The sequence below is a fragment of the Streptomyces sp. NPDC002564 genome (assembly GCF_042889645.1).
In the GTDB taxonomy this organism is placed as follows: Bacteria; Actinomycetota; Actinomycetes; order Streptomycetales; family Streptomycetaceae; genus Streptomyces.
This window is the reverse complement of sequence record NZ_JBIARE010000016.1, coordinates 41,298-56,067: the sequence shown is the minus strand read 5'-3', so window position 1 is coordinate 56,067 and position 14,770 is coordinate 41,298. Positions and strand designations below refer to the sequence as shown.

Below are 14,770 nucleotides of genomic sequence, written 5' to 3'. Positions count from 1 at the left end.
GAGCCCGTGACTGATCTTGATCAACGCCCTCCGCCGTCCCGGGCGGGCCACGCGCTGCGCCGTGCGGCGCCCGCGCTGCTGGTGTACGCCGGGGTGCGTGCGCTGGGCCTCGCCGTCCTCGCGGCGTGGGGCGCGGCGGCGGGCAAGAGCCCGCACACGCTGCTGACCGCCCGCTGGGACTCGCTCTGGTACACCCGCGTCGCCGAGCACGGGTACGGCTGGGAAGTGACGCTGCCGGACGGCAGTGTCCACTCGAACCTCGCGTTCTTCCCGCTGCTGCCCTGGCTGGAGCGGCTCGTCGCGACGACCGGCCTGTCGCACGCCGACGCGGGCCTGGTGGTGAGCTGGGTCGCGTCGCTGTGCGCCGCCGCGGGCATCTTCGCGATCGCCGACCACCTCTACGGGCGCCGGGCCGGGATCTGCGCGGCCGCGCTGTGGGCGGTGCTGCCGGTCGGCATCGTGCAGTCGATGGCGTACAGCGAGTCGCTGTTCACGGCGCTGGCCGCCTGGTCGCTGTACGCGGTGCTGCGGGGGCGCTGGGTGACGGCGGGGCTGCTCGCCTCCGGTGCCGGTCTGACCCGGCCGGTGGGCGCGGCGGTGGTCGCCGCGATCTGGGCGGCGGCGGCCCTCCAGGTCGTACGCGAGCGGCGGGCGGGCGCCGTCCGGGAGCGGCGGGCCGACGCGCGGATGCTGCTCGGGGTGGTCCTGGCGCCGCTCGGTGCCGCGGGCTACGTGCTGTGGGTCGGCCACCGCACGGGCGGCGGGCTCCTCGGGTATCTCGACGTGCAGGCGGGCTGGGGCAACGGCTTCGACTTCGGCTACGCCTTCGCGCGCTTCGTCGGGGAGAAGTTCACCTCCGTGCCGGGCGCCCTCGCGGGCGTGGGCCTGATCGTCGGGGTCGCCCTGGTGGTCTGGCTGTACGTCCTCGGCGTCCGTGCGCGCCAGCCGCTGCCGCTGCTGGTGTACTGCGGGATCGTCGTCGTGCTCGCGCTGTGCGCGGCCGGTTACTTCGGCTCGAAGCCACGGCTCCTGATGCCCGCCTTCCCGCTGCTGCTGCCGGTCGCGGTGGCGCTGGCCCGGCTGCGTACGTCCAGGTCGGCGCTGGTCCTGGGCGGTGTGGCGGTGGCGAGCGCGGCCTACGGGGCGTTCTGGCTGCACGGCTCGGGGCCGCCCTGATCCCGTCATGATCGTTTCCGGGGCGCCCCGATGATCGAACGGGAAATTCCACGCCAGGTCGCGGTGAACGAATTCATAAGCGCCATAAAACGCCCCCCGGAAATGATCAACGAATTCGGCAACCGACTCCCAAGTAACTCGCACGTAAAGGGAATCATCCGGGAATAAACTCCCTCCTGAGATCAATCCCACATCACATCGTCATCACAAAGCCACTGATTCGGCCTAGTCCCGCACTCACTCGCTGTAACGTCGATTGGGTGCGTACCGAACGAAACCTCACCCGTCTTGACCGGGTCTTCGCCCGGCTGGACCGTGAGCCGGAACGACCGGCCCACCTCGACGTGCCGAGGATGAGCCGGCACAGGATCGTGCTCTTCAGTGCGACCCTGGCGTTCTACCTGGCCATCGTCGTCGCCGTGCTGGTCACCTCGTGGCTGGTCCGGTTCGACTGGCAGGTCATGTTCTTCCGGCCCTACCAGCAGTGGCCCGAGATCCACGCCTTCCTCGACTACTGGGTCGTGCTCGGCCAGCGCGGGCCGACGGCGGTGATGGTCGCGGCCTGGCTGGGCTGGCGCTCCTGGCGCCAGCACACGCTCCGCCCGCTCCTGATGTTCGGCACCGCCCTGCTGCTGCTCAACGTCACGGTGGGCGCCGCCAAGATCGGCATGGGCCGGCTCGGCCCGCACTACGCCACCACCATCGGCTCGAACGAGATGGGTCTCGGCGGCGATATATTCCCCTCGGGCCACACCGCGAACGCGGTCGTGACCTGGGGCATCCTGGCCTACCTCGCCTCCACCCCGGTCACCCGCCGCTATCTGTCGGCCCTGTCCGCCGTGGTCTCGCTGAGCGTCGGCCTCACCACCGTCTACCTGGGCACGCACTGGCTGAGCGACGTCTTCCTCGGCTGGGCCGCGGGCCTGCTCATCCTGCTGGCGCTGCCCTGGTTCGAGCCGCTGATCACCCGGGCGGAGACCATGATCTTCGGGGTCCGGGCCGCCCTGCGGGAGCGCCGCGCCGGTGTCATCACCGTGCCCGACCAGGGCCCCGCGCCCGTCGGCGCCCCCGTGATGGTGCCGCAGCGCCCGGCCGCGGACGGCGACGCGCCCTCGCGCGAGCCGGTCGGCGCGGCCCGCGGCCCGCGCACCGGCTATCTCGCCCCCGGCCCGCACACGGCCCGCTCCGAGCGCACCCCGGTCACCCCCGCGGGCAGCCGCCGCCCGCCGCACACCGACCGCGTCACCCGCGGCACCACGTCGGCCCGCCCGGTGGCCGGCGGCTGACCCCACGAACGGCGGGGGCCGGTACGCACAGCCCATCCCCCGCACCCGGAAGGCCCCGGTTCCGCACGGAACCGGGGCCTTCGTCGTGGGTGGGCCCAGCCGTCGTGGGTGGGCGCCCCCGTCGTGGGTGGGCTCAGCCCTTCCAGCAGCGCTTCACGACGCCTGCCTCGACCTCGAAGTTGAGCCGCCCCGCGAGGTACTCCATGGTGATCATCGCGCCCGGGGGCAGCGACCTGACCGGGGACCAGCCCTGCTCGCGCGCCTGCCGCTCGGCTCCGTCGGCCGGCAGGCCCACGTAGCGGTCCGGGCTGTCCTGGGGCTCTGCGGGAGGGGTCGGAATAGGTGCCATGGCCGCCACGTTAGGCGGCGCGGCACCGGCGGGGAAGGCCGGGGGCCGACACCTTGCGTCACCGGTACCTCTCCGGTCACGCTTTTGTCACAGGATCACGACGTGCGTTTCGGTCGAACTCCGTCACACGTATGGGCGGTTCCGTACCCGTAACGAGGTAATTCACCGACTACTTCGACCGGTCGCGGAGCACTCTTCGCCATCCCCGGAAAAGGACGCGCCGAATAAGATCACGGGCCCTTTTCCCGGCCGCCGCAATTCTGATTCCCGGCCGCCGCACGGGAGCTGACGGCGCATGGGGGAATTCGCCATTCCGCCACGGCCGGGGCGTGTCCGGCAAGCGGAGTGCCGGTACGCCCCCTGTCGCAGCCGGGGCGACACGAGCATCATGGCTGTGCTTCGGGCAGGCCCAGGACGCAATGGCGAAGGGGCGAGCGATGGGGACCGGGACGGCGCGGGCGGCGGAACGACCGGTGCGGGAGCGACGCCCCGGCCGGGTGGCGGTGGACTGGCTGACGACCACGGACCACAAGAAGATCGGCCACCTCTACCTGATCACGTCGTTCGTCTTCTTCCTGGTCGCCGGTCTGCTGGCCCTGATGATGCGGGCCGAACTGGCCCGCCCCGGGCTGCAGCTGATGACCAACGAGGAGTTCAACCAGGCGTTCACCATGCACGGCACGATCATGCTGCTGCTCTTCGCGACGCCGACGTTCGCGGGCTTCGCCAACGAGATCATGCCGCTGCAGATCGGCTCCCCCGACGTCGCCTTCCCGCGGCTGAACATGCTCTCGTACTGGCTGTTCCTCTTCGGCGGCCTGATGGTGCTCGGCTCGCTGCTCGTGCCCAGCGGGCCCGCCGCGTTCGGGTGGTTCGCCTACGCGCCGCTCAACAGCATGGAGCGGTCGCCGGGCATCGGCGCCGACCTGTGGATCATGGGGCTCGCGCTCTCCGGCTTCGGCACGATCCTCGGCTCGGTCAACTTCCTGACCACGATCATCGGGATGCGCGCCCCCGGGATGACGATGTTCCGGATGCCCATCTTCACCTGGAACGTCCTGTTCACGTCGATCCTGGTGCTGATCGCGTTCCCGGTCCTCGCCGCCGCGCTGCTCGTCCTGGAGGCCGACCGGCGCCTCCACTCGCTCGTCTTCGCCCCGGAGAACGGGGGCGCGCTGCTGTGGCAGCACCTCTTCTGGTTCTTCGGGCATCCCGAGGTCTACATCATCGCGCTGCCGTTCTTCGGCATCATCACGGAGATCATCCCGGTCTTCAGCCGGAAGCCGATCTTCGGCTATCTGCCGCTGGTCGGCGCGACGACGGCCATCACCGGCCTGTCCCTGGTCGTCTGGGCGCACCACATGTTCGCCACCGGCGGGGTCCTGCTGCCCTTCTTCTCCTTCATGTCCTTCCTCATCGCGGTCCCGACGGGCGTGAAGTTCTTCAACTGGACGGGCACCATGCTCAAGGGCTCGCTCTCCTTCGAGACCCCGATGCTGTGGTCGGTCGGCTTCCTGGTGAGCTTCCTGTTCGGCGGCCTGACCGGGGTCCTGCTGGCCTCGCCGCCCATCGACTTCCACGTCACCGACACGTACTTCGTCGTCGCGCACTTCCACTACGTGGTCTTCGGCACCGTCGTCTTCGCGACCTTCGGCGGCTTCTACTTCTGGTGGCCGAAGCTGACCGGCAAGATGCTCGACGAGCGGCTCGGGAAGATCCACTTCTGGACGCTCTTCGTGGGCTTCCACACCACGTTCCTCGTCCAGCACTGGCTGGGCGCCGAGGGCATGCCCCGCCGGTACGCGGACTACCTGGCGGCGGACGGCTTCACGGTGCTCAACACCGTCTCCTCCATCGGGGCGTTCCTGCTCGGCCTGTCCACGCTGCCGTTCCTGTACAACGTCTGGCGGACCGCGAAGTACGGCACGAAGGTCGACGTCGACGACCCGTGGGGCTTCGGCCGCTCCCTGGAGTGGGCGACCTCCTGCCCGCCGCCGCGGCACAACTTCCTCACGCTGCCCCGGATCCGCTCGGAGTCCCCGGCGTTCGACCTGCACCATCCGCGGTACGCGGCGTTCGCGGCGCCGGACGGGAACCGGGTGCCCGAGGATCCGCAGACGGAGCACCCCGGTCCAGGGCCCGGCTCAGGAGGTCCCGGGCCGACCTGACCCGGTCGGCGAGCCCGGCGGGCTCGACCACCTCGAACTCCATGCCCATGAACAGCACGTGGAAGACCATCACGTCCAGGCTCGCGGCCCCGGTGCGCAGCAGGCAGGTGTGCTCGGTCTCGGCCTCCAGGGTGCCGTCCGCGGGGGAGAGCCGCTGGGCCGCCTCCGCCAGCGGGACCAGGAGCCGGACCACCGCCTGTGCGGCGTACGCGCGCGTGGACACGCCCCGGGCGACATAGGCGGCGAGGTCCTCGGCGGGCGGGGTGCGCGGCGCGCAGCGCGGCCCGTGCGGCGGCCGCGGCGCGATGCGGTCCGCGCGGAAGGTGCGCCAGTCCGCACGGTCCAGGTCCCAGGCCACCAGGTACCAGCGCCGCTCGGTGCACACCAGCCGGTGCGGCTCGACGGTCCTGCGGCTGGAACTGCCCGTGTGGTCGCGGTACTCGAAGCGCAGCCGCTCCGAGTCGCGGCACAGGTCGGCGAGTTCGGTGAGGACCGCCGGGTCGACGCCCTGTGCCTGCGGGGCGCGCAGCAGCGGGACGGTGAACGCGTTCAGCGCGCTCACCCGGCGCCGGAGCCGGCCGGGCAGCACCTGTTCGAGCTTGGACAGCGCGCGCACCGAGCTCTCGCCGATGCCCTCGACGCCCTGGCCCGCGGCGGTGCGCAGGCCGACGGCGACGGCGACCGCCTCGTCGTCGTCCAGGAGCAGCGGCGGCAGTTCGGCCCCCGCGCCCAGTTGGTAGCCGCCGCCGGTGCCGGGGCTCGCGTTGACCGGGTAGCCGAGCTCGCGCAGCCGGTCCACGTCGCGCCGGACCGTGCGCGCGGTGACGCCGAGCCGGTCGGCGAGGTCCGCGCCGGACCATTCGCGGTGCGCCTGCAGCAGGGACAGCAGGCGGAGCAGTCGTGCCGAGGTCTCCAACATGCAGGTGATTGTGCCGGTGATCGAGGACAGCCACGGTCCGCGATGCCCGCTCGTCCGGTACGCCGGTGTCCGCTCGCGTCCGGCAGGGACCGTCAGCTCCCGGTGCCGCCCGCCTCCGCCTTCCCGTCCGCCCCGGTGCCGGCCTGCGCCTCGCGGACGCGGACGGCCAGGTCGTTGTCGTTGGTGTAGTACGGGCCGGTCTCGACCGTGCCGTGCCCGGCGGTCGTCAGCCGCGCCACCGGGTAGGTGAAGATCGTCTTCTTGTCCGGCACGTCGTCCAGGAGCCGGGCCAGGCGCACCCGCGGGCCGCTGTCGCCCGCCGGGCGCAGCCACAGGTCCCAGGGCCCGGCCCCGGCGGCGGCGAGCGGGCCGTAGGGCAGGGCGAAGGTGAACTCGGGTCCCTCGGCGGTGAGGGCGGTCCGGTGGACGGTGTCCGGCTCGGCGCGGCGGACGGCCTCGACATGGGCGGTGTCGGTCAGCGGGGTGCCGTACACGCGGCCGTGCACGGTCATCGCGGCCTCGGCTATCTCGATCTCGCCGGTCTCGGCGTGCGGGGCGCGCAGCCAGCTGCGGACCGAGAGGTTGCCCTGCTTGGTGGCGTAGGGGATGCGCACGGCGACATGGCCGCGGCTGCCGCTCGGCGCGCGGTCGACCAGCGAGCGCAGGTCGTTCACGCCGGGCATGAGGCGGCGCGGCGGGCCGCCCGCGACCTGCGCGTACGCGTTCCAGCGGCCCTCGGCGAGCTCGACGCTGCTGGGCAGCGCGGCGCGCAGCCTGCCGTCCGCCGACGGGGAGAGCGGCAGCCGCACGTAGTCCTCGGCGGAGTCGGCGTCGCGACGGCGCAGCAGCAGGTGGGCGGCGTCCGTGGCGCCGGGCTCGCCGGGGTCGGTGACGTCGAAGGTGAGACCTCCGGCGGAGTCGGCGATGCAGTCGGCGCGGGGTGCGGCGGACGCCTCCTCGTCGTCCCCTGCGTGCGATGCCGCCTGCGAGGTGGCCAAGGCCGTCATGCGGTCGATCCCTTCGTCTGTACCCGGCCGAGATCCCGCACCGCGTACGCGCCCCCGAGCAGCGCGCCGCGCGAGCGGTGCAGGGAGCCGCGCATCCGGCCCCCCAGCGAGCTCCCGCGGGCGAGCATCCCGGAGAACATCGCGTCGTAGCGCTCGGCGATGCGTTCCGGGTCGAAGCGCTCGGAGTCCTGGAGCGCCGCGCCCGCCATCCGCTGCCGGAGCGAGTCGTTGTTGATCAGTTCGAGCAGTCCGCCGGCGATCGCGTCGGCGTTGCCCGCCTCGACGAGCCGCCCGTCGACACCGTTGTCGATGATTTCGCCGGGGCCGTGCGGGCAGTCGGTGGCCACCACGGGGAGCCCGCAGCGCATCGCCTCGACGATCGTCATGCCGAAGGACTCCAGGCTGGAGGTGACGGCGGCGATGGAGCCCTTGGCCCACTCGGGCTCGATGGGGTGGGCGGGGCCCATGAGGAAGACGTGGTTGTAGAGGCCGAGCTCGTCGATGAGCGCGCGCAGCTTGTCCTTCTGCTTGCCGCCGCCGTAGATCCGCAGCCGCCAGTCGGGGCGCTCGCGGCGGACCGTGTCGAAGGCTCTGATCAGCAGGTCGTACCGCTTGACGGGGGCGAGCCTGCCGGCCGCGACGACCCACTTGTGGGAGCCGTCGGCGGGCTCGATGCCGGGCGCGGGGACGGGGTTGGGCACGGCCTGGACGTGCACGCCGGGCAGGCGCATCTTGCGGGTGTACGCGCGGGCGTCGGCCTCGGTCGTCGTGGTCAGGACGTCGAGGCGCGGGTAGACGCTGCGCAGCTGGCGGCGCAGTTCCTTGGAGTGGCTGTCGAGCGTGAGGTGTTCCTGGCCCACCCGCAGCGGGCCGCGCGCGGTCTGGCGGGCGATGTGCACGTTGAGGCCGGGGCGGGTGCCGACGACGACGTCCGCGTCGAGCGCCGCGAGGTGGTCGGCCACGCGGCGGTCGGTCAGGGCGCTGTACTGGTCGTAGCGGCCCTCGGCACTGGGGAACGTCCGGGCGGGGCGCAGGTGCTCCGGGTCGTCGCCCTCGTAGCCCGCGGTGCCCTTGCGGAGGTCGACGAGATGGCTGAGGCGGACCCGCGGGTGGGGTGCGAAGACTGGTTCGTCGCGGTGCCGGAAGACGGAGACGACCTCGACGTCATGCTGCTGGGCCAGCGTGTTCGCCAGGTTGTACGTCGTCCGGATCGTCCCTCCGATTCCGTACGCGTTGTGAATCAGGAAAGAGATGTGCATGCGTCCCCGTATCCCGCGTTTCCATGCGGACCGTCCCCCTCGTCCGCCTACCGCAGGGTTAGACGGGGATTCCTGGCCAAGGGTTGGGTTTCATCATCATCCTGTTCCCGAACAGATGCGTGATCGGTAGCCACGGACGGGAACTATTCTGCGATCCCGGACATCAAGGCTGGTAGGCGAGCTGGGGCACCACGAAGCAGTTGTGGTCCATGTCGCCGCCCTGGGTGACCCAGCCCCGCCCGTCCCGCCAGCGGGCCACCGACACACACGTCCTGCGCGTCGCGGGCGGCTCGGCGCGGCGCTCGAAGCGCACGGGCACCAGCAGCCCCCGCGCGGAGTACGGCTCGTCGCGGCTCAGGTAGCGGTCCACGCACGCGCGCGTGACGTCACCGTCCCCCTTCAGGCAGGACCGCGCGGCGTCGGTGAACCACATCGCGGCGGCCCAGCCCTCCAGCGCCCACTGGGAGAGCGCCGTGCCCTTCATCGCCGCGCGGAACTCCCGTACCGCCGGGTGCCCGGCGTCCGCGAAGTTCCGGCTCGACCCGGTGGCCCACAGGGCGTTGCGGCAGCGCGGCGCGTCCTTGTAGTCCTCGGCCACGTCCGAGGTCCAGTTCTGCACATTGGTGACCTTGGCGGTGACCTGCACGCCGACGGCGTCCATCGCCTCGCACAGCTTCGCGTTGCCGTGCGTGTCCATCGCGTCGAAGACCAGGTCGGCGCCCTGCTCCTTCAGATCGGCCGCGGCGGCGCGGAAGTTGGGCAGCGCGAAGTCGACCTGCTCGGTGACCACCCGGTAGCCCTCGGCCTTCAGGCCCCGGGTGACGAGCCGGGCGTAGGCGGCGGAGGCGGCCTGGTTGTAGGAGACGACGGCGGCGGTCCGCGCGCCCTGCTCCCGCTTGAAGTAGCGGTAGACCTCGGTCCCGCCGTACAGCTCGCCGCCCCACCCCGGCGTGCCCTCGCGCGGGGCGAGGCTGCCGTAGATCCCGTACAGGTGCGGATACGTCTCGTACGCGGACCCGATGGGCTGGCCCCCGACGTCGGGCACGCGCGCGCGGGAGACCCGGGGCGCGCCCGCGTAGTCCAGGGCGGACGTGGCCACGAGCGCGACGACCTTCTCCTCCTCGACCAGCCGGTGCACGCAGTCGTTGTTGCCGACGCCGCTGCCGCCGTCGTCGCAGGTGCGGACGTCGACCGGGCGGCCGCCGATGCCGCCCCGCGCGTTCAGCCGGTCGAACCAGGCCCGGGCGCCGTCGCGCGGACCCGTGAACGCGGAGCCGCCGACCGGGCTGGTCGCGCTGGTGATGATGCCGACGCGGACCGGCGCTCCCCCGGCCGGGGCGGACGCCGTGCCGCGCCGCTCGAAGTCGCTCTCGGGCAGCCGGCTCCCGCAGGCCGTGCCGGCCACCAGGAGCGCGACGGCGAGCAGCGCCTCAGCAGCCCGGCCCCGGCGACGCATTCCCGCTCAGCTTCACCAGGGCGCAGAGCGTCTTGACGGAGACCTTCCAGGTGTCGTCCTCGTGCACGGCCGTCCCTGCGGCGTCGGGCAGCGCGGTGGCGCCCTTCAGGGTCAGCGCGTACGTCACGTCGGCCCCCGTCGCGGAGGTGAACTCGACCTTGCCGACGTCGGCGGCGACCTGCTTGCCCCGCTCGTCGCCGCTGAAGCTCTTCAGGACGGCGCGCATGTCGGGGCCGTTCTCCAGGACGGACTCCTTGTCCTGCATCGACACGTCGGGGTCGAAGAACTTCTCCCAGTTCTCCCTGACCTGCTTCTCCGCGGCCGCCGGGTCGGCGGGCGCGGACGCGGACGCGCTCGGCCCCGCGGAGGAGGTCGTCCGCCCGACGGACGGCTCGGGCGGCTCGGCGCCGTCCCCGCCCCCGCTGTCGTCACCGCAGGCGACGGCGGCCGGGCCGATCAGCAGGGCCGCGGCGGCCGCCAGTGCCGCACCCCGCGCCCTGCCCCGCCGGAGGTACGTCCCGCGCCTGGGGCTGCTCCCGAGAACCATCTGGCTCACCACCGGGTGTCGGTCCGGGCCCATCCGGGCCCGGCGCTTTCAGGGTCGGCTTCCAGAAGGCATAGTGCAATCCATCGGCTGACATGGACAGCCCAGCGACGTGACCGATGTGACCGACGACGTGTGCCAGGGGGCCTCGATGCGGGCGGCTCGGACAGCTCGGACGGCCGGTGCCCCCGGCGCCTCCCGGTCACGCGCCCCGCACCCGGTGCTGTGGGCGGCCCTCGCGGCCCTCGCCGTCGGCGCGGTGCTCTGCGTGATCGGCTGGTACGGGGTCTCCGGGGAGCGGTTCGCCGAGCGGCAGTTGCCCTATCTCGCGTCCTGCACGGTGCCGGGCGCCGCGCTGATCGTCGCGGGCGCGGTGCTGCTCGCCCACGCCAGGAGCGCCCTGGCGGCGGCGCGCGTCGAGGAGTTGTACGGACTTCTGGTGGCGACCGGACCCGCGGAGCCGGCCCCCGCCGCCCGGGCCGCGGCGGGCGGCGCGCTGCGCATGGTGCCCGGCGGCACCCTCTGGCACCGCGCGGACTGCGCGCTGGTCGCCGGGAAGCGGGAGGCCGTCCCCGCGGACGCCGGCATCCTGTCGGCGGGCGCCCTGGCCCCCTGCCCGATCTGCGAACCCGAGCGCCCCCAGGAGTCGGACGACCCGCCGAGCGCCCCCGGACCGGCCCCCGAACCGGCCCCGGAGCCCTGACCCGGTGGCCTCCCTGAGCTACGACCTCACGCTGGCCGGGCTCTCCGTCGGCAGCGCCGCCGCCCTGACCGGCATCGGACTCGTCGTCACCTACCGCGCCACCGGCGTCCTGAACTTCGCGCACGGCGCCGTCGCGATGGTCTGCGCGTACGTCCTGCGCCAGCTGACGGCCGAGTGGCACTGGCCGCTCCCGGCGGCCGCGGCGCTCACCCTGCTCGTGGTCGCCCCCGGCATCGGACTGCTCCTGGACCGCGCGGTCTTCCGGCCGCTCGCGGTGCTGGGGTGGGGGTCCCGGTCGTCCGGACCCGGCGGCGATCCGGCGCAGACCCTGGTCGCGTCGATCGGTGTCTTCGTCCTGCTCGTCGGCGGCGCGGCCCTCGTCTGGGGCCCCGGCGCCCGCGACGACGCGCCCGAACTCCTCCCCGCCGACCCGTGGGCGCAGCTGGGCACGGCCGTCGCCCTCGCCGCCGCGGTGGGGGCGGCGACCCGCTGGACGCGCTTCGGCGGCGAGCTGCGCGCGGTCGTCGACAACCGCGCCCTCGCCGTGCTCTCCGGCATCGACGCGGACCGGGTGGCCGCGGCGGGCTGGGCCTTCGGCTCCTTCACGGCGGGCCTGACCGGCGTGCTCCTCGCCCCGTTCGTCCGCCTGGACCCGTACGGCATGCCCCTGCTCGTCATGGAGGTGGTGGCCGTCGCGGTGGCGGCGGGCATGCGCAGCCTGCCGGTGGCCGTGGCGGTCGCGCTGGGCCTCGGCGTGGCCCAGAGCCAGCTGACGCGCCTGCACCCCGGCGGTCTGGCGGAGCAGTTGCTGCAGACCACAGGCGCGAACCTCTTCGTCGTCGCCCTGCTGGTCGCGGCTCTGGTCCTGCCGGGCATCGGCACCCGCGACGCGCTGCCGCGCACCGCGACGGCCCGGGTCCCGACGCCGCCGGGGGCCTGGCTCGTGGCGGCCGTGCTCTTCCTGCTGCCGCTGGGCTTCGCGGGCTCCGACCTGACGACCGCGGTGCAGGTCCCGGCGCTCGCGGTGATCCTGCTCTCGCTGGTCGTCGTCACCGGCAGGGGCGGCCAGATCTCGCTGGGGCAGGCGGCGTACGCGGGCCTGGGCGCCCTCTTCACGGCCCTCCTCGCGGCGGGCCGCTTCCCCGGCCTGCCCGAGCTGCCGCACCTGGCGGCCCTGCCGGTCGCGGTCCTCCTCGTGGCGCCGCTCGGCCTGCTCACCGGGTGGCCCGCCATCAGCCGGCACGGCCTGGCCCTCGCCCTCGCGACGTTCGCGGTCGGCGTGGGCGTCAGCCGCTTCGTGTTCACCCAGCCGTACGCGACGTCGGGCCTGGCGCTGGACCGCCCGGCGGGCCTGACCGGCGACCGCGCGTACTACGTCCTCGAACTCGCCCTGCTGACCGGCGCGCTGCTCCTGGTCGCGGCGCTGCGCCGGGGCCGCACGGGCCGGGCGCTCGCCGCGCTGCGGGACCACGAGGCGGGGGCGGCGGCGGCCGGGGTCGCGGTCCCGGCCCACAAGCTCGCCGCGTTCGTGGCCGGGGCGGCGCTGGCCGCGCTCGGCGGCGGCATGCTCGCCCTGGGTCAACGGGCGTTCGACGCCGGGGCGTACGACCCGGTGCGCGGCCTCCTCTGGTTCGCGGCGATCGTGGTCCTCGGCTCGGACAGCATGCTCGGGGCGCTCGCCGCGGCGGCGCTGCTCGTCGGCCTGGACGCGGGCACGCGCGGCGGGGTGGCGGCGGCCCTCGTCGGCCTGCTGGCCGTCCTGATCGGCCGCTTCCCCGGCGGCCCGTACGAGGCGCTGCGCGCGGTCACCCGCAGGTTCCGCGGGACCCCGCGCCTGACGCCCCTGGGCGAACACGTCCGCACGACCCTGACGCCACGGCCCGTCCCCCACCCGGCGCCGACGGCCGAGGACCCACGGGTGGAGCCGTCCCCCGATCCCCCGGAACCCGCCGCTCCCCCGCCTCCGTCCCACCCCACCCTCACCGCCCACCACCTCACCGTGGCCTACGGCGGCTTCAGGGCGCTGGACGACGTCACCCTCTCCGTTCCCCCGGGCCGCGTCACGGCCGTCGTGGGCCCCAACGGCGCGGGCAAGAGCACCCTCTTCCACTGCCTGGCCGGCACCCTGCGGCCCGCGTCCGGCCGGATCGTCCTCGGCGGCCGTGACATCACCGCGCTTCCCGCGCACGCCCGCACCCGCGCCGGGACGGCCCGCACCTTCCAACAGGTCGCGGTCTTCCCGTCCCTGACGATCGCCGAGAACGTCCGGGTGGGCGCGGAACAGTCGCCCCGCCGCACCGGCGCCGCCACCGCCCGGGCGCTGCGCCTCCTCGGCCTGACGCCGCTGGCGGCCCTCCCCGCGGCCGGGCTCCCCACCGGCACCCTGCGCCGCACGGAGCTGGCCCGCGCCCTCGCCGGGGCCCCGCACACCCTGCTCCTCGACGAGCCGGCCGCGGGCCTGGACGAGGCCGAGGTGAGCGCCCTGGCCACACTGCTGCGCGCCCTCGCCGCCGACGGCATGGCGCTGCTGGTCGTCGAGCACGACCTGGACCTGGTCGCGGGCCTCGCCGACACCGTGCACGTGCTGACGGCGGGCCGCATCGTCGCCTCGGGCCCGGCGGACCGGGTCCTCGCGGAGCCGCGCTGATGGACGGATTCGGCATCGGGCTGCGCGCGGCGCGCGTCCACTACGGCCCCCTGGAGGCCCTGCACGGCGTCACCCTGTCCGCCCCGGCCGCTGCCCTCACCGTGCTGCTCGGCCGCAACGGGGCCGGACGCACCACGGCCCTGCGCGCGCTGGCCGGCACGCTCGCCCTCTCCGCCGGCGCGGTGGTCCGCGACGGGCGGGACATCACCCGGCAGCCGGCCCACGAACGGGCCGCCCGGGGCCTGTGCTTCGTGCCCGACCGCCAGGCGGTGTTCGCCGCCCTCACCGTCGCGGAGAACCTCGCCCTGTCGCCCGCGCGGGACGCCGTCGCCCGGGCCCTGGACGCCTACCCCGAGCTGCGCCCGCTGCTGCCCCGGCGCGCGGGCACCCTCTCCGGCGGCGAGCAGCGGATGCTCGCGCTGTCCCGTGCGCTGCTCGCGGACGCCGGGGTGATCCTCGTGGACGAGCCGACGCAGGGCATGTCACCGGCCGTCGCGGCCCGTACGTACGCGCTGCTCGACGCCCTGGAGGCCTGTGTCGTGGTGGCCGAACAGCGGCTGCCGCCCGCCGTGCGCACGGGCGCGGGGCGGACGGCAGTGGTGCACGAACTGCGCCGTGGCGCGGTGGTCTTCAGCGGTGAGCCCGGCGAACTCAGCCCTTCCCGGTCGCGGTACGCCCCGGAATGACGAGCAGGGTGCCCACGGCCAGCCGGTCCGGGTGGCTGCCGAGCTTGTCGCGGTTGGCCTTGTGCAGGGCCTGCCAGCCTCCCTTCACGTGCTGGGTGCGCGCGATCGAGCTCAGCGTCTCGCCCGCCTTCACCCGGTGCAGGCGGCGGTCGAACCGCTCGATCCGCACCTCCTTGGAACAGACGGGCCAGGCCTTCCAGCCCTGGGTGCGCAACACCTTCTCGGCGACCTTGATCTGCTCCTCCTTGGTGGCGAGGTCGGCACGCGGCGCGTACGTGAGCCCGCCGTGCTCCTCCCAGGTCGGCTGCCAGAACTGCAGTCCGCCGTAGAAGCCGTTGCCCGTGTTGGTCTGCCATCGGCCGCTGCTCTCGCACTGGGCGAGGCAGTGCCACGGCCCCTTGGCCAGGGAGCAGTCGTACGTCTCGGACGGTGCGCCCGGCCGCGGCGGGGCCGCGGACGCGGCGGGCGCCGGGAGCGCCACCGCCGCGAGGATCGCGCCGACGACCAGGGACACGGACCGGACACGCTTGATCAACTTCGGGTGCATCGGGTCACGCTAGGCGGCTCCGC

General features: G+C 73.9%; 12 protein-coding genes and 1 pseudogene. 6 read left to right on the top strand and 7 right to left on the bottom strand.

Annotated features, from left to right (window positions below):
- Nucleotides 1-6: 6 nt before the first annotated feature.
- Nucleotides 7-1,176 carry a glycosyltransferase family 39 protein gene (locus tag ACFYXE_RS35315; protein ID WP_389319689.1) on the top strand — a complete coding sequence of 390 codons (1,170 nt, stop codon included), beginning with the start codon at nt 7-9 and terminating at the stop codon, nt 1,174-1,176.
- Between the two features lie 260 nt (nt 1,177-1,436).
- On the top strand, nt 1,437-2,462 hold the full coding sequence (locus ACFYXE_RS35310; RefSeq protein WP_361178596.1) for a phosphatase PAP2 family protein: 1,026 nt from the start codon (nt 1,437-1,439) through the stop codon (nt 2,460-2,462).
- Between the two features lie 133 nt (nt 2,463-2,595).
- On the opposite strand, the gene ACFYXE_RS35305 is transcribed toward ACFYXE_RS35310, so the two are convergent.
- Nucleotides 2,596-2,811, bottom strand: a complete 216-nt coding sequence (locus tag ACFYXE_RS35305; protein WP_389319686.1) for an I78 family peptidase inhibitor — start codon at nt 2,809-2,811, stop codon at nt 2,596-2,598.
- Between the two features lie 419 nt (nt 2,812-3,230).
- Here ACFYXE_RS35305 and ACFYXE_RS35300 point away from each other — a divergent pair.
- Nucleotides 3,231-4,775, top strand: a pseudogene (locus tag ACFYXE_RS35300) (cbb3-type cytochrome c oxidase subunit I); the annotation flags it as partial.
- A 46-nt stretch (nt 4,776-4,821) separates the two neighbouring features.
- On the opposite strand, the gene ACFYXE_RS35295 reads toward ACFYXE_RS35300, so the two are convergent.
- The 5 genes from ACFYXE_RS35295 to ACFYXE_RS35275 form a co-directional block, all read right to left on the bottom strand.
- Nucleotides 4,822-5,898, bottom strand: a complete 1,077-nt coding sequence (locus ACFYXE_RS35295; protein ID WP_389319685.1) for a helix-turn-helix transcriptional regulator — start codon at nt 5,896-5,898, stop codon at nt 4,822-4,824.
- A 92-nt stretch (nt 5,899-5,990) separates the two neighbouring features.
- Nucleotides 5,991-6,905 (bottom strand): hypothetical protein, encoded by a 915-nt coding sequence (locus ACFYXE_RS35290; RefSeq protein ID WP_389319683.1) that lies wholly within the window; start codon nt 6,903-6,905, stop codon nt 5,991-5,993.
- Nucleotides 6,902-8,164 carry a glycosyltransferase family 4 protein gene (locus ACFYXE_RS35285; protein WP_389319681.1) on the bottom strand — a complete coding sequence of 421 codons (1,263 nt, stop codon included), beginning with the start codon at nt 8,162-8,164 and terminating at the stop codon, nt 6,902-6,904. The genes ACFYXE_RS35290 and ACFYXE_RS35285 overlap by 4 nt, the downstream gene beginning before the upstream one ends.
- A gap of 163 nt (nt 8,165-8,327) precedes the next feature.
- Nucleotides 8,328-9,620, bottom strand: a complete 1,293-nt coding sequence (locus ACFYXE_RS35280) for an ABC transporter substrate-binding protein (protein WP_389319679.1) — start codon at nt 9,618-9,620, stop codon at nt 8,328-8,330.
- Entirely contained in the window at nt 9,595-10,167 is a 573-nt protein-coding gene (locus ACFYXE_RS35275) for a hypothetical protein (protein ID WP_389319677.1), read from the bottom strand. Before ACFYXE_RS35275 ends, ACFYXE_RS35280 begins: the two co-directional genes overlap by 26 nt.
- Nucleotides 10,168-10,315: 148 nt before the next feature.
- On the opposite strand from ACFYXE_RS35275, the gene ACFYXE_RS35270 reads away from it, so the two are divergent.
- From ACFYXE_RS35270 to ACFYXE_RS35260, 3 genes are read left to right on the top strand one after another with little or no spacing between them, the layout of a single operon-like run.
- Nucleotides 10,316-10,867 carry a hypothetical protein gene (locus ACFYXE_RS35270; RefSeq protein ID WP_389319892.1) on the top strand — a complete coding sequence of 184 codons (552 nt, stop codon included), beginning with the start codon at nt 10,316-10,318 and terminating at the stop codon, nt 10,865-10,867.
- Between the two features lie 4 nt (nt 10,868-10,871).
- Nucleotides 10,872-13,514 carry a branched-chain amino acid ABC transporter permease/ATP-binding protein gene (locus ACFYXE_RS35265; protein WP_389319675.1) on the top strand — a complete coding sequence of 881 codons (2,643 nt, stop codon included), beginning with the start codon at nt 10,872-10,874 and terminating at the stop codon, nt 13,512-13,514.
- On the top strand, nt 13,514-14,200 hold the full coding sequence (locus tag ACFYXE_RS35260) for an ATP-binding cassette domain-containing protein (RefSeq protein WP_389319673.1): 687 nt from the start codon (nt 13,514-13,516) through the stop codon (nt 14,198-14,200). Before ACFYXE_RS35265 ends, ACFYXE_RS35260 begins: the two co-directional genes overlap by 1 nt.
- Here ACFYXE_RS35260 and ACFYXE_RS35255 read toward each other — a convergent pair.
- The gene (locus ACFYXE_RS35255; RefSeq protein WP_361180895.1) at nt 14,166-14,747 is read right to left on the bottom strand and encodes a transglycosylase family protein; all 582 of its coding nucleotides are present in this window, start codon (nt 14,745-14,747) and stop codon (nt 14,166-14,168) included. The two genes, ACFYXE_RS35260 and ACFYXE_RS35255, sit on opposite strands and share 35 nt — an antisense overlap.
- Nucleotides 14,748-14,770: the final 23 nt, after the last annotated feature.